Origin of the sequence: Clostridium sp. YIM B02506, from assembly GCF_022324845.1 — a bacterium.
GTDB lineage: Bacteria > Bacillota > Clostridia > Clostridiales > Clostridiaceae > Clostridium_T > Clostridium_T intestinale.
In genome coordinates this window covers 1-15,183 of record NZ_JAKGTG010000051.1, presented here as the reverse complement: position 1 = coordinate 15,183, position 15,183 = coordinate 1, and the positions used below count along the sequence as shown (strand labels likewise).

The following is a 15,183-nucleotide window of genomic DNA, read 5'->3' as shown; positions in this document are numbered from 1 at the left end:
GTTCAATACAGAAATCATCTTTTATGTGCTTAACACTCTTTTTTATATTGTCCTTGACACAGGTGTCAGATTAAATATAGTTTAGAGTGCTCCTTTTCTTTTCTAAAGCAATAATCCTAAAAAATATAATAGTACTCCTAAATTCGTAATAGCTAATTAAAGAAACCCTGTATTTACAATAATCTAAGGAATAAAATCAATCAACTAACATTATTTATTAATTGCAAGTGAGAATTGACTGCAAATAATATGGTTGTTATAATTAGATGACGTTAAGGGGAAGTAAATTAAATATGGAAAACAGTAGAGGCATATTAGTTGTTTCTAAATATCAAAAATAACATTAAGATGAAGGAGAACAATAACTCATGATACTTTTAAGAAAATTCTTTTCATACTACCTGCCGTATAAAAATTTATTTATTATAGATTTTTCTTGCGCTATCTTATCAGCACTTTTAGAGCTTATATTTCCACTTGCTATCAGCAATGTTTTGGATAATCAGCTTCCAAAAGGAGATTGGATGGTTATACTATATAGCTGTTTAGGGTTATTAGCCATTTATACTTTTAGTGCTTTTTTAAACTATGTTGTAACTTACTGGGGACATAAACTAGGAATAAGCATTGAAGCAGATATGAGAAAGCAGCTTTTCGAAAAAATTCAAAAACTGTCTTTTAATTTTTTTGATAATAATAAAACTGGACATTTATTATCTAGAATGACTAATGAACTTATGGATATAGGGGAGATTGCCCATCATGGACCAGAAGATATATTTATAGCTATAATGACTCTTTTAGGTGCTTTTGGGATAATGGTACATACTAATTGGAAGTTAGCATTACTCACTTTTCTTATAATTCCAATAATGAGTTACTTATCTATATTCTTTAATCGTAAGATGGCCAAGGCTTTTGAGCAGATGTTTAAAGATATAGGAAATTATAATTCAGGTGTTGAAAATAACATTTTAGGAATGAAAGTAGTTCAAGCTTTTTCAAATGAAAACTACGAAATAGAAAAATTTAGTGAGCATAATCATCAATTCTTTTTAACTAAATGTGTGGCATATGGAATAATGGCTTGGAACTCTGCTATAAGTTTTATTCTTACAAAACTAGTACACATATTTGTTTTGGTTTGTGGAACTTGGTTCGTAATTAATGGGGAAATGAGTAACGGTGATTTTGTTGCTTTTGTTATGTTGTCTAATGTATTTCTTGGGCCTATAAAGCAGATAAGTGCAACTATTGAGTCTTATCCAAAAGGCATTGCAAGTTTTAAACGTTACATTGAACTTTTAGAAACCGAACCAGATGTTAAGGAAATGCCAGGAGCTAAAGAAGTTGAAATAGCTTATGGTAATATAACCTATGATAATGTGACCTTTACCTATGAAGGAAAAGAAGGAAAGGTCCTTGAGAATATAAGCTTAAAAATAAACCAAGGTGAAACAGTAGCTTTAGTTGGACCATCAGGAACAGGGAAATCAACTTTAACAAGTTTATTACCAAGGTTTTATGATATTAATGATGGTAAGATAACTATTGATGGAATAGATATCAAAGAAATGAAACTAGATTCATTAAGAGGTGGCATTGGAATAGTACAGCAAGATGTTTTCTTGTTTGATGGAACAATAAGAGAAAATGTTGCCTATGGTAAGTTAGGTGCATCAGAAGATGAGATATGGGTGGCATTAAAGCAAGCACAACTTGATGAATATGTTTCCTCATTACCAGATGGGTTAGATACCCTTGTTGGGGAAAGAGGGGCAAAGTTATCTGGAGGACAAAAACAACGTATATCTATAGCAAGAATGTTCCTTAAGAATCCTAGAATTCTAATTCTTGATGAAGCTACTTCATCTTTAGATACACAAACAGAAGCAGCTATTCAAAAAGCATTAGTTGATTTATCAAAAGGAAGAACAACTATAATCATAGCTCATAGATTATCTACAATAAAAAATGCAGATAAGATAGTTGTATTAGAAGGAAGCGGAATAGCTGAATTAGGTACTCATGAAGAGTTAATAAATAATCATGGAGTATATAAGAATCTTTACGAAGCTCAAAGTGCATAAAATAAATAGAAGAGAAGTTGTTGTAAATCATTTTGCAATAGCTTCTTTTTATTGTCATGATATAATATAGGCTGAATGTTATAAGTTAGGTGGTGAGAAGATGAATTTAAAAGCTTTAGAAGAAATGATTTTTAAATCCTCTTCTAGTTTAATAAAAAAACATGGAGAAGAGATATTTAGAAAAAACTTAGTTTCAAACTTAAAAGGTAAAAGAATAGAAAACATGTACCATGTTTATGGAGATGTTAAGGATCTCAATTTAACACATAGGGTACATATAAAACTAGATATTCAAGGTAATACATTAGAAGGTGCAACTTGTAATTGTGAAGAATATAGAGAAATATCTAGATATAAGAAAATATTTATGTGCAAACATATAAATGCAGTATCATATAAATTTTTAGATTCCTTATATAAAAAGAAACATGGAGAAAATAGTTATGTACAAGGGCATGAGAAAGATGCAATAGAACTTGATGTAAAAATTGAATATAAAAAGTGGGAAAAAGATGATAACTATATATTAGAGTTTAGAGCAGGTAGTAAAAATAAGGTTTTAGTAACAGATTTAAAAGCCTTTGTTAAAGAGTTTAATCATGAAAAGAAAGTGATAGCTAAAAAAGACATTCCTCTTTTTCTCTACCTAAAAGAAAAAGTTGATGGGCCTAAAAGTTTGGAAAATGGAAGTAGAAGTATAATAATCAAGGAAAATGAACTTAAAGCTTTCCTAAAGACTTTAGGAAACCGAAAAATCTTATTTAGATATAATGGAATAGAATATAAAGCTGATATTATAAATAAAGATCTACCATTAACATTTACATTAAAGGGAAATGAGAGAAATTTAATATTAACTACTCATAAAAATATTCCTATAGCTTTAGATGAAAAAAAGGAAGTTTATTTCTTTCTTGATAACATATATGTACCATCAAACCATCAATGTGAAAAATATAAGATGTTTCATGAAAGGTTCATGAAAAACAACACTATTCTTTATAAGAAAACACAAAAAAATTATAAACTTCTTTTAGAAATATTAAGTTCCATTTCTGATAACATCATGATATCAGAAAATATCAGAAACTTAGAATTAGGCCTATCAGAGGATGATGGACCTAGATTATATGATTCATCTTCTATAAATCTAGAGTTACATGAGAGAAATGGAAGTGTAGTATTAAGTTATAGCATAGATGACATAGAAGAAGATGAACTTAAAGAGGTTTTAAGAAGTTATAAAGCTGGTAGTAAGGCCTATAGAATAGGGTCAAAAGGTTTTTTAGATTTTGAAGATGAAGAAGTAAAAAGCTTTTTCAACTTATTAGATATATTAAATAGTGATAAAAACACCATTGAAATAGATAAAAATAAAGAAAGTTACTTAAATGTTATATTAGAAAATACATCAATTAACATCAATAAAGGTTTAGCTGTTTTAGAAAACATAAAAGATAGATTTTCTAACTTAGATAAAAAAGAAAGAAAAGTCGGTAAAAACTTCAAAGGAAAACTCAGAAACTATCAAAAAGATGGGTTTAAGTGGTTTAAAAACTTAAGTGAATTAGAGTTTGGTGGGATACTTGCAGATGAAATGGGACTAGGTAAAACAATTCAAACTATAGCCTTTCTTTCATCTGAAAAAAGCAAAAAAACCTTGATAGTTGTACCAACATCACTTATATATAATTGGGATAATGAAATTAAGAAGTTTTCACCTGATTTAAAAGTTGGGATATTTCACTCAAATGAAGTTTTGATAGACAATTTAGAGGAATGTGATATCATACTTACAACTTATGGATTAGTAAGAAATCACATAGAAAGTTTTAAGAAGATTGAGTTTGATTACTGCATCATAGATGAAGCTCAAAATATAAAAAATTCTCTTGGAAAAAATACAGCTGCGGTGAAGGAAATAAAAAGCAAAGTAAGATTTGCACTTACAGGAACTCCTATAGAAAACAATTTATTAGAGTTATGGTCTATATTCGACTTCATTATGCCAGGATATTTATTTCCTAGGAAATATTTTGAGGAGAAATTTATAGGAAAAGAAGATATGGAAACTCTTAGATTATTAGTTAAACCCTTTATCTTAAGAAGGACTAAATCAGAAGTAGTTAAAGAGCTTACAGACAAAATAGAAAAGAAAATGTTGATTTCAATGACATCAGAGCAAAAGAACATATATAAGAAATATGTTAGTGATGTTAAGAAAAAAATCAAGGAGAATAAAGGCAATAAAATAGAGATTTTTTCTTATTTAACAAGGCTTAGGCAAGTTTGTTTAGATCCATCAATCTTATTTGAAGAATATAATGGTGGAAGTGGAAAACTTAACGTTGCTTTAGAGCTGATAGAAAAACAAAACAAAGAAGGTGGGAAGATATTATTATTTTCTCAATTTACTTCAGTGTTAAAGAAAATAGAGCCAATGTTAAAAGAAAGAAATATAGAATACTTATATCTAGATGGTTCAACAAGTTCTAAAGAAAGAATTAATTTAGTTGATGATTTTAATAAAAAGGACAATATAAAGGTGTTTTTAATATCCTTAAAAGCAGGAGGAACAGGACTTAACTTAACTTCAGCAAACCTTGTTATTCACTTTGATCCTTGGTGGAATCCAGCAGTGGAAGCTCAAGCTACAGATAGAGCCCACAGAATAGGGCAAAAAAATATTGTGGAAGTTATAAAGCTTATAGCAAAAGGGACAATAGAAGAACAGATATTAAATTTACAGGAAGCTAAAAAACAACTAGTTAATGAAGTTATTACAGATGATTTCAGAGATATACACAATTTAGATAAGTTAACTATTGAAGAGATAATAGAGGTTATTAACAGAGAATGATAATCCAAATCTTAAGTATATGAACTTTTTCAAAATTTATGGATAATATATATAGATAACACTTTTAGAGGAAGAGTATGTATACAAAAGGAGATTTCCATATGCACACTACTAATTCAGATGGAGAGTATACTCCAACTGAGGTTGTGATTATGGGTAAAGAAAAAGGATTAGATATTATGGCCATAACTGACCATAACACCATGAATGGTGTTGAAGAAGCTATAGAAATAGGAAAAATGATAGATGTTAAAATAATTCCAGGTATGGAGTTATCCACAAGACATAAAGGCAAAAAAATTCATATATTAGGATACTTTATGAATGATGGTTATAAAGATGAGGTATTTCAGAATTCATTAAAATATATGAAGAGCCACGATATGAAGGGATTAAAAAATCTCATAGGGAATAAAGTCTTTATAGATTTTGATTGTATGAATAGCAGAGTGTGTACTCAAACAGGTATAGATTTTTTAAGACATTTTGGAGCAACGGTAGTATTAGCTCATCCTGTAAAAATAAAGCCTTATATATTAGAAGAAATTTTAAATATGCAACTTGATGGTATAGAGGCTATTTACTGGAAAAATTCTCAGGATGAAACTGATTATTTTAAGAAAATAGCTAAAGAAAAAGGGTGGTTTTATACAGCTGGTTCAGATTTTCATACAGACAAAAGGTTAGATAAAAGACATGGCAGAGTTGGGGATGTATTTCTTAATAAAGAGGAAATTGAAAAATTCTTAAATAGAAAGATTTGATTATTAGAAACGTAAGAATTTAAATGTTGTTAAGTTCTTACGTTTTGTTTTTGAGGAAAATTCCACAAAATGATATACTATTTCGTGAATTTGAACCCTTGTTTACAACAAATATAAGGACTAAAATTAAATAGCATTATGGAATTAAATGGAAGAAGGGTAAAGATGTTAAAAAGATCTAATGTACTTTCACTAATGGTTACTTTCTTAATACTTTTGGGGATGTTTTTAGCTCCACCTATACTGCAAAAGCAGCTATTGGAACTAGTGGGTTCTTAAAAACTAATGGAACGTTAATAAAAGATAACTATGGGAATGGACAGGTAGTGAGCTTAAGGGGGACAAATCTTGGAGGATGGATGTTACAAGAAGGATGGATGTCCCCTCTTGGAGTAAAGGATGAATGGACATTAAGGGAGACTCTTACAAATAGGTTTGGAGAAAGCACTAAAGAAAGCTTAATAAGCACCTATCAAAATTCATGGCTAACTACTTCAGATTTAGATAATATAAAGAACATGGGGATGAATTTTGTACGTGTTCCAATATTATATTTAGAACTTATGGACAAGTATGGGAACTGGAAAGCCGATCCTTGGAGTAAACTCGACTGGCTAGTTAGAGAATGCTCTAATAGAGGAATTTATGTTTTACTTGATCTTCATGGAACATTTGGTGGACAAAATACTTTTGATAATTGCGGAGAAGTTAATTCTGACCATCAGCTATGGAAGAATACAGAATATCAAGATAGAACAGTTAAGTTATGGGAAGGTATAGCTAACCACTATAAAGGCAACCCAGCTGTAGCAGGATATGATTTATTAAATGAACCAGACAGAGTAGGAAAGGATCAATTAAATGCTTTTTATAATAGATTATATAAAGCTATACGTGTTATAGATCCAGATCATATGATATACATGGAAGCAGCTTGGGATTGGAATCAATTATATGCTCCATCAGTATATGGATGGACAAATGTAGTCTATGAGATGCATTATTATGCCATGGCTACAGGTGAATCAACTAACTGGAATGTACAAAATAACTTGATAGATAATGCAATTAGAGGAATTAAGGAACACCAAAGTATGTGGAATGTTCCAGTATATGTAGGGGAGTTTTGTGTATTCCAATTTAATGATCTTTGGGAAAAATTCCTTGGAAACTTAAACTCAGTAAATGCATCATGGACAAATTGGACCTATAAAGTAACTTCTGATTATGGAAATTGGGGATATTTTAATAAAAATACTAATGCAGTACCAGACATTAATAATGATAGTTCAGCTACTATAGCATCAAAGTGGCAGAAATTTAATACCTCAAACTTTACACCAAATACAACATTCCAGAACTTGGTGAAAAAATATACTGCGGGTACAACAATACCTCCAGTTGCTACTGGATATTCATATTTAACTTCAAGAGCAAATGGTAATATAATTAGTGCAGATAATTATGGTGATAGTCCATTATTAGCAAATAGGACATCAGCAGGAGATTGGGAGCTTTTTAAAGTTATAAATAATAGTGATGGTACAATATCATTGCAATCTAAGGTTAATAATAAATATGTATGTGCAGACATAGATCAAGGTACAAAACTTATTGCTAGAAGTACATCTATTCAGCAGTGGGAGAAATTCAAGAAAGTACAGCTTGCAGATGGTACAATAGCACTTCAAGCTATGGCAAATAATAAATATGTATGCACAGATGTGAATAATGGCTCAGTCTTATATGCGAATAGAGATTCTGTTGGAGGAGCTTGGGAAGCATTTACTATCACAGCACAATAACAATATTGAGATATAGAAAATAATTTAAAGATTATTTTCTATATCTCTTTTTATTTTAAGGATTGTGATTATATATGAGAGATAGTGATTGTATATATATTTAAATTAATATAAAATAAGTATAAATAATCACAAACAATCATAAATAATCATAAAAAGAAATTGATACATATTCTGGCATGTATGTTGCTAATAAAATAAATAGAAACATTAATTTTAGGGGGTGTACTTATGAAAAGAATAGATAAAATTTATAGTTATCTTGAAGAAAATACTAAAAAACTAACTAAAGAAGAACTATTAAACGACATCGCGTTTACTTCAAATAAAATAGCAGAAGATCTAGATATACTAAGAAATAATGTAAGCAAAGAACTTAATGAATTGTTAAGAGCTAATAAAATAATAAAAATAACTTCTAGGCCAGTTAGATTTTTAAATAAAGCAACAGTAGAAAAAATTCTTAACATTACTTTAGAAGGTGAAATCATTGAAGTTAAAAGTATAAAAGAAATGCTTGAAAATAGTGAAAAAAAAGAACCTTTTAAGTTATTAATTGGGGCAGATAAGAGTTTAAAAAATCAAATAGAGCAAGCCAAAGCTGCAATTCTTTATCCACCTAATGGTTTAAATACGTTGATAGTTGGACAAACAGGTGTAGGAAAAACTTTATTTGCTAACATGATGTACAACTATGGGAAGTTTATGAACATATTTAAGGATTCGGCACCTTTTGTAGTTTTTAATTGTGCTGATTATTATAACAATCCTCAATTACTTTTATCACATATTTTCGGACATATAAAAGGAGCATTTACAGGAGCAGATTCAGAAAAGCAGGGATTAGTTGAAAAGGCTAATGGGGGAATATTATTTTTAGACGAAATACACAGACTGCCACCAGAAGGTCAAGAAATGATCTTTTATTTTATGGATACAGGCAAGTATTGCAAGATGGGAGAAACAGAGAGGGATAGAAAAGCTAATGTGCTTATAATAGGAGCAACTACAGAAGAAACAGATTCTTATATGCTTAAAACCTTTATGAGAAGAATTCCTATAACTATAAACATCCCATCATTACAGGATAGAACAAATGAAGAAAAGATAGAGATAATAAGGCACTTATTTCTTAATGAAGCTCATAGGGTAAACAAATCAATAAAAGCATCTCCAGAAGTGGTGAAAGCTTTGATAGGAAGTGCAAGCTATGGAAATATAGGTCAACTAAAATCGAATATTCAGCTTACTTGTGCAAAAGGTTTTTTAAATAGCATAAATAGCCAGACTGATTATATAGAACTAGATTTTAAAGATTTATCTTCTAATATAAAAGATGGATTTTTTGAAATAGGTAGAGATAGAAAGCAATTTCAGGAATTAAACTCAATTTTGGATTCAATTCTTTATATAAATCCTGATGGGTATAAGGTTATTAATGAAGGAAAAGATTCTTATGAACCTCCCTTTAATTTATATAAGCTAATAGAGGATAAGCTTCTTATATTAAAAGAAGAGGGAATGGATGATGAGTATATAAATAACTTTATAACAACTGATGTAAACATACACATAAAGAGTTTTTACAATAAGTTCAGTAAGAATAAAGAAAATAAAGATGGGTTATTAAAAGTCGTTGATAAAGAAATTGTATATTTTGCACAGGAGATAAAAATCTTAGCAGAAAAGGAAATGGAGAGAAGTTACAGCGAGAGATTTGTTTATGCATTAAGCCTTCATTTAAGCTCTCTATTAAAGAGAATAAAGGATAAAAAATATCAAGAACCGAGAGTTTATAACTCTTCAAATGAAATGGATAAAGAACACTTTTTAGCAGTTAAAATAAGAAAGTTAATAAGTGAAAGATTTAAGATAGAGGTTCCAGAGGTTGAGATAACATATATAACAATTCTTTTAAAATCTGCACAAGAAGAAAAAGGTGGGGATGTTGGCATTATAGTGGCGGCACATGGTAACTCAACGGCAAGCAGTATGGTTAACGTGGTAAAGAGTTTGCTTGGAAATTGTAATTTATGTGCTATAGATATGCCATTAGAAGTGAGTCCTAAAGATATATTAGAAACAGTTATGGTTAAGGTAAAAGAACTGGATGATGGAAAAGGGGTACTTCTTTTAGTTGATATGGGGTCTTTAGCAATGTTTGAATCAACTATAATTGAAAGAACTGGTATACAGGTTAGAAGCATAGACATGGTATCTACTCCAATAATCTTAGAGGCAGTAAGAAAATCAAGCATTTTAGATATGCCTCTTGAAGATATCTATAATTCTCTTAAAAACTTTAGAGGCTATGATGATTCATCAGTTAATGAAAGCAAGTTTATAAATAAAACAATAATAACTGTTTGCTCTTCAGGTAGGGGGACTGCTGAAAAACTTAAAGAAATAGTAGAGAAAACTGTAATAAGTTTAACTGGTGAAAATGTTAATATCATTCCAGTAGGCGTAAAAGAACTTGATAAAACTATTAAACAATTTAAAAAGGAAAACATATTAGCAGTAATAGGAATAAAAAAGCCAACAGAGAATATTCCCTTTATTTCAGTTGAAAAGCTTTTAGATGTTAATGGGGAAGTGATGTTAAGGGAAATTCTAACCAACAATAACTTAACTATAGTAAACGAAGATAAAAATCTAGTAATAAAAGATCTATGTGAAAACAGCTTAGTTGAATTTCTGACTTATTTAAATCCACATAAGATAATAGGAATATTGTTAAGATTTATAGTTGAACTCGAAAAAAATCTTGAAATGGAATTAGATAATAGCATGAAAATATCATTAATTAGTCATGTTGCATATGCCTTAGAAAGAATGATTACAGGAGAGGGATTAATGTATGGTGATGAAAAGGATGGATTTAGTGAAAGAGTTATAAATGCGGTAAATAATTCATGTAAGCTTTTTAATAAAAACTTAAAGATAAATTTAACTGATGATGAAAAATATTATATTTGCAGAATTTTAGTTGAGAAGTATCAAAAAGTACTTATATAAATATCAACTTGTATCAAAATTAAAATTCTTGTATCAAAATTATCATATTTACTTAAAAATGAAGCTCAAATATGGAGAATTAAGCTAAGTTATGCACAAAAATATTCTAATACAAGAGCTTGGCACGGCAATTGCTATATTAAATGGTGTAGAAAGAAATAATGGAGGTGACAAATATGGTAGCAATAATAGTAGGAACTCATGGAGAATTTTCAAGAGAAATAGTTAAATCATCAGAAATGATATTTGGAAAACAGGAGAATATACAGTACGTTACTTTTAATCCTGGTGAGAGTGCAGATGATCTTATAAATAAATATGAGAGTATTATGAGAGAGTTAAATTATGAGGATGGATTGCTTTTTATGGTAGATCTATTTGGAGGAAGTCCATATAATGCTGCAAGTAGAGTAGCTGTTAAGGAAGAACATATTGATATAGTTACTGGTGTAAATCTTCCTATGCTCTTAGAGGTTTTTGCAGTTAGGGATTCAATGAGTATTAAAGAGTTAGTGAAGGTTGCAGAAACAGCGGGGAATATGGGAATAAAAAGCTTTAAATCAAATTTTGTTAACATAGAGGAGGAATTATAAAATGCAGATTAATTTTGTAAGAATTGATGATAGATTAATACATGGACAAGTAGCTACAGTGTGGGTTAAAGAAACAAAATGTAATAAGATTATAGCTTGCAGTGATGAGGTTGCTCAGGACAAGCTAAGAAAAACTTTGCTACTTCAAGTTGCACCAGCAGATATAAAAGCCTATGTTGTATCCATTGATAAAGCTATAGAAGCTTATAAAAATCCCAAGTATAAGGATTTTAAATCAATGTTTTTATTCACTAATCCAACGGATGTTTTAAGAGCAATAGAAGGAGGTGTTGATATAAAGTCTGTAAACGTTGGAGGCATGTGTTATAAAGAAGGAAAAACCCAAATAACTGGGGCAGTATCAGTAGATGAAAAAGACATAAAAGCATTTAGAAAACTTCATGAGTTAGGAGTAGAGCTAGAAGTCAGACAAATTGCTAGCAATCCTAAAATAGATTTAATTAGTAAATTGGATTCATTAAAAGAATAAATATTAGGAGGGAATAATAATGAATACTATTCAAATGATATTAGTTATACTTGTTGCAGCTATTTGTGGTATGGGTAGCGTATTAGATGAAGGTCAAACTCATAGACCATTAGTAGCATGTACTCTTATAGGATTAGTTTTGGGGGATATTAAAACAGGAATTATTTTAGGTGGTACTTTAGAAATGATGGCACTTGGATGGATGAATGTTGGAGCAGCAATGGCTCCAGATGCAGCTTTAGCAAGTGTTATATCAACAATATTAGTAATAGTAGGACATCAATCTATAGGTGCAGGTATAGCAGTAGCAATACCAATAGCAGCTGCTGGACAAGTTTTAACTATATTTGTTAGAACCATAACAGTATTTTTCCAGCATCTTGCGGATAAATATGCAGAAGAAGCTAATTTTAGAGGAATAGAAATGTGTCATTTTATAGCCTTATTATTACAAGGTGTACGTGTAGCTGTACCAGCAGCATTAGTTGCGGCAGTAGCAGGAACAGATACGGTAACAGCTATGTTAAACTCTATTCCAGAAGTAGTAACAAGAGGTTTACAAATTTCAGGTGGATTTATAGTTGTTGTTGGGTATGCAATGGTTATTAACATGATGGAAGCAAAAAGCATTATGCCATTTTTCTTCTTTGGATTTGTATTAGCAGCATTTTTAAACATAAATCTTGTTGGATTCGGAATATTAGGAGTTGTATTTGCAATATTCTATATTCAATTAAATCCTACATTTAATAAAAGTCAAGTTGCAGCAGATGACTTTGACGAACTATAGAAGGGGGCATTAAAAATGAGTGAAAAGAAAATAACTAATAGTGATATTAAAAATATGTTCGTACGTTCTTGGTTCTTATTAGGTTCCTTTAACTTCGAAAGAATGCAATCTGTAGGATTTTGTGTTACATTAATTCCTGCAATTAAAAGATTATATACTAAAAAAGAAGATCAAAAGGCGGCTTTAAAAAGACATCTTGAATTTTTCAATACTCAACCATTTATATCTGCACCAATAATGGGTGTTACAGCAGCTATGGAAGAACAAAAAGCTAATGGGGTAGAAATAGATGATGCTTCAATAAGTGGTGTAAAGGTTGGACTTATGGGACCACTTGCAGGGGTTGGAGATCCAGTGTTTTGGGGAACACTAAGACCAGTAGTTGCAGCACTTGGAGCTTCTATAGCAATTGGAGGAAGTTTACTTGGACCATTATTGTTCTTTGTAATCTTTAATGTACTAAGACTTGCAACAAAGTGGTTTGGATTAAAGTATGGATATCAAAAAGGAACAGAAATAGTTTCAGATATGGCTGGAAACACACTGCAAAAACTTACTCAAGGTGCATCAATATTGGGGTTATTTGTAATGGGTGCATTAGTTTCTAAGTGGACAAGTATAAATGTACCATATGTACTTTCAGAGTATGTGGCACAAGATGGAACAACTGTAACAACAACTGTTCAAGGAATTTTAGATCAACTATTGCCAGGAATATTACCATTAATATTGACTTTTGTTTGTATGAAATTATTAAAGAAAAAAGTAAATCCTATAGTTATAATTTTCTCATTATTTGCTGTAGGTATAATAGGATATGCATTAGGAGTATTAGCATAATCATTAAATTAAGGAAGCTGTCACAATTTAATTGTGATGGCTTTTGGTGCCATAGGCAATTGCTTAAATATACATATAAGCTCCAAAGAAGTTGTTAACTTATCTTATGAAGAAAGGCTTTTTATATTCATCTACAAGTGCTTAATAGATTTTTTATAATAAAAATAATATAGATGTTATTATTACTTAAATTTTAAGAAGGAAATGAGGGAGTGTAATATGAGAAATTTTAAAATGGTCTGCCTTGATATTGATGGTACATTATTAAATTCTAGGCACAAAATAAGTAACAGAACAAAAAATATCATAAAAATAATTTCTAAGGAAGAGAACATTGCTGTGATTTTAGTTTCTGCTAGAATGCCTAAGGGAATACTGCCTTTTCACAAAGAGCTTGGAATAATTGAACCGATTATTTGTTATAGTGGGTCTTTAATAATAGATGAAAAAAGAGAAGTGATAACAACAAAAGAAATTGAGATAGAGGATATAAAAAATATATACAATACAGCTAAAGATGAGAATATTCATATTAGCTTATATAGAGATAATGAATGGTTTGTAGAAGAGATAGATGAATGGGTAAGACAGGAAAGTGAAATAACAAAAATAATTCCTACAATAATAAACTTTCAGGAGTTAATAGAAGTATGGAGAAAAGAAAAAAAAGGAGCAAATAAAATATTATCTATGTCAGATGTAGAAAATATCTCTAGGTTGGCAGATAAACTAAAAGGAGAAAAGTTTGAAGGGCTAAATATATATCCATCTAAAACAACTTATTTAGAAATCATGACTAAGAAAGCATCAAAGACTTCTGCTATAGAATTTTTATGTAATAAGCTAAATATAGAGAAAGAAGAAGTGATAGCAATAGGGGATAACTATAATGATATGGACATGCTTCAATATGCTGGGGTAGGCATAGCTATGGGAAATGCTCCAGATATAGTTAAAGAGAAGGCTGATGATATTACATCTACAAATGACGAAGATGGTGTTGCTAAAGCATTAGAAAAATATTTTTTATATAATTAAATAGAAAAATATTTAAATATAATCTCTAGGAATTATTTTCTGGAGATTTTTATAGTTTTTATCTGAGTTTTTAAAGATTAGTGTATAATTGAAATAATTATATATTTTAAAGGCGGGAAATCATGAAGAAGATATTATTGTTATTAGCAAAAGGCTTTGAAACTTATGAAGCAAGCGTATTTATTGATGTTTTAGGATGGAACTTAATAGACGGAGATAAAACAACACAAATAGTTACCTGTGGAACAAATAGAGAAGTAGTTAGTACATTTGGACTTGTGGTACATACAGACATAACACTTGAAGAAGTTAATGTAGATGATTATGAAGCTTTAGCAATTCCAGGAGGTTTTGAAGAATATGGTTTTTATGAAGATTCCTATAGTGAAGAGTTTTTAAATCTTATAAGAGAGTTTTACAATAAGGACAAAATAATAGCCTCAATTTGTGTAGCTGCATTACCACTTGGAAAAAGTGGAGTTCTGACAAACAAAAGGGCTACCACATATAATTTAAATAACGGAAATAGACAAAAACAATTAAAAGAATTTGGGGTAGATGTAATTAATGAACCAGTAGTTATAGATGGGAAAATAATAACTTGTTGGAATCCTTCAACTGCAATAGATGTAGCTTTTAAACTTCTAGAACTAGTAACTTCAGAAAGTAATACTGATTATATAAAAGAGATTATGGGATTTAAAAAGAATGAAAACAATCAGTAATATGAGATTATAGATTCTGTTAAAATTCTTATTAAACAAGCGGTCTCAAGAACCCTATATAGTTTAACATAGATTAATAAAAATCAGCGACTCCTTGGAGCAATGTCATTAAGTTAAGATGATACACTCAAAGAGTAGAGTATGTAGAAATACATGCCCTGCTTTTTTTT

General features: G+C 29.9%; 12 protein-coding genes. All 12 read left to right on the top strand.

Features of this window, described 5'->3' with window-relative positions; genetic code table 11:
- Window positions 1-368 precede the first annotated feature (368 nt).
- The 12 genes from L1S49_RS22465 to L1S49_RS22410 all read left to right on the top strand — a co-directional run bounded on the left by L1S49_RS22465 (window position 369) and on the right by L1S49_RS22410 (window position 15,013).
- A complete protein-coding gene (locus L1S49_RS22465) occupies window positions 369-2,090 on the top strand; it encodes an ABC transporter ATP-binding protein (RefSeq protein ID WP_238907523.1) in 1,722 nt (573 codons plus the stop codon).
- A 100-nt stretch (window positions 2,091-2,190) separates the two neighbouring features.
- On the top strand, window positions 2,191-4,950 hold the full coding sequence (locus L1S49_RS22460; RefSeq protein ID WP_238907522.1) for a DEAD/DEAH box helicase: 2,760 nt from the start codon (window positions 2,191-2,193) through the stop codon (window positions 4,948-4,950).
- 101 nt (window positions 4,951-5,051) lie between these two features.
- On the top strand, window positions 5,052-5,714 hold the full coding sequence (locus L1S49_RS22455; protein WP_238907521.1) for a PHP domain-containing protein: 663 nt from the start codon (window positions 5,052-5,054) through the stop codon (window positions 5,712-5,714).
- A gap of 138 nt (window positions 5,715-5,852) precedes the next feature.
- Window positions 5,853-5,993: a hypothetical protein gene (locus L1S49_RS22450; RefSeq protein ID WP_238907520.1), complete on the top strand. Its 141-nt coding sequence runs from the start codon at window positions 5,853-5,855 to the stop codon at window positions 5,991-5,993.
- Between the two features lie 80 nt (window positions 5,994-6,073).
- Entirely contained in the window at window positions 6,074-7,519 is a 1,446-nt protein-coding gene (locus L1S49_RS22445; RefSeq protein ID WP_238907519.1) for a cellulase family glycosylhydrolase, read from the top strand.
- A 231-nt stretch (window positions 7,520-7,750) separates the two neighbouring features.
- A complete protein-coding gene (locus L1S49_RS22440; RefSeq protein ID WP_238907517.1) occupies window positions 7,751-10,537 on the top strand; it encodes a sigma-54-dependent transcriptional regulator in 2,787 nt (928 codons plus the stop codon).
- 176 nt (window positions 10,538-10,713) lie between these two features.
- Window positions 10,714-11,130 (top strand): mannose/fructose/sorbose PTS transporter subunit IIA, encoded by a 417-nt coding sequence (locus tag L1S49_RS22435; RefSeq protein WP_238907510.1) that lies wholly within the window; start codon window positions 10,714-10,716, stop codon window positions 11,128-11,130.
- A 1-nt stretch (window position 11,131) separates the two neighbouring features.
- A complete protein-coding gene (locus tag L1S49_RS22430; RefSeq protein ID WP_238907509.1) occupies window positions 11,132-11,620 on the top strand; it encodes a mannose/fructose/sorbose PTS transporter subunit IIB in 489 nt (162 codons plus the stop codon).
- Between the two features lie 19 nt (window positions 11,621-11,639).
- A complete protein-coding gene (locus L1S49_RS22425; protein WP_238907508.1) occupies window positions 11,640-12,410 on the top strand; it encodes a PTS mannose/fructose/sorbose transporter subunit IIC in 771 nt (256 codons plus the stop codon).
- Between the two features lie 15 nt (window positions 12,411-12,425).
- The gene (gene manZ, locus L1S49_RS22420) at window positions 12,426-13,250 is read left to right on the top strand and encodes a PTS mannose transporter subunit IID (protein ID WP_238907507.1); all 825 of its coding nucleotides are present in this window, start codon (window positions 12,426-12,428) and stop codon (window positions 13,248-13,250) included.
- Between the two features lie 219 nt (window positions 13,251-13,469).
- Entirely contained in the window at window positions 13,470-14,288 is an 819-nt protein-coding gene (locus tag L1S49_RS22415) for a Cof-type HAD-IIB family hydrolase (RefSeq protein ID WP_238907506.1), read from the top strand.
- Between the two features lie 122 nt (window positions 14,289-14,410).
- Window positions 14,411-15,013, top strand: coding sequence for a DJ-1/PfpI family protein (locus L1S49_RS22410; RefSeq protein WP_238907505.1), 603 nt, complete (start codon window positions 14,411-14,413; stop codon window positions 15,011-15,013).
- The last annotated feature ends 170 nt before the right edge of the window (window positions 15,014-15,183 follow it).

Coding starts and splice junctions, on each gene's coding strand:
- L1S49_RS22445 (WP_238907519.1), top strand. CDS start 6,074: ATGTTACAAGAAGGATGGATGTCCCCTCTTGGAGTAAAGGATGAATGG.
- manZ (WP_238907507.1), top strand. CDS start 12,426: ATGAGTGAAAAGAAAATAACTAATAGTGATATTAAAAATATGTTCGTA.
- L1S49_RS22450 (WP_238907520.1), top strand. CDS start 5,853: ATGGAATTAAATGGAAGAAGGGTAAAGATGTTAAAAAGATCTAATGTA.
- L1S49_RS22410 (WP_238907505.1), top strand. CDS start 14,411: ATGAAGAAGATATTATTGTTATTAGCAAAAGGCTTTGAAACTTATGAA.
- L1S49_RS22440 (WP_238907517.1), top strand. CDS start 7,751: ATGAAAAGAATAGATAAAATTTATAGTTATCTTGAAGAAAATACTAAA.
- L1S49_RS22430 (WP_238907509.1), top strand. CDS start 11,132: ATGCAGATTAATTTTGTAAGAATTGATGATAGATTAATACATGGACAA.
- L1S49_RS22460 (WP_238907522.1), top strand. CDS start 2,191: ATGAATTTAAAAGCTTTAGAAGAAATGATTTTTAAATCCTCTTCTAGT.
- L1S49_RS22465 (WP_238907523.1), top strand. CDS start 369: ATGATACTTTTAAGAAAATTCTTTTCATACTACCTGCCGTATAAAAAT.
- L1S49_RS22455 (WP_238907521.1), top strand. CDS start 5,052: ATGCACACTACTAATTCAGATGGAGAGTATACTCCAACTGAGGTTGTG.
- L1S49_RS22425 (WP_238907508.1), top strand. CDS start 11,640: ATGAATACTATTCAAATGATATTAGTTATACTTGTTGCAGCTATTTGT.
- L1S49_RS22435 (WP_238907510.1), top strand. CDS start 10,714: ATGGTAGCAATAATAGTAGGAACTCATGGAGAATTTTCAAGAGAAATA.
- L1S49_RS22415 (WP_238907506.1), top strand. CDS start 13,470: ATGAGAAATTTTAAAATGGTCTGCCTTGATATTGATGGTACATTATTA.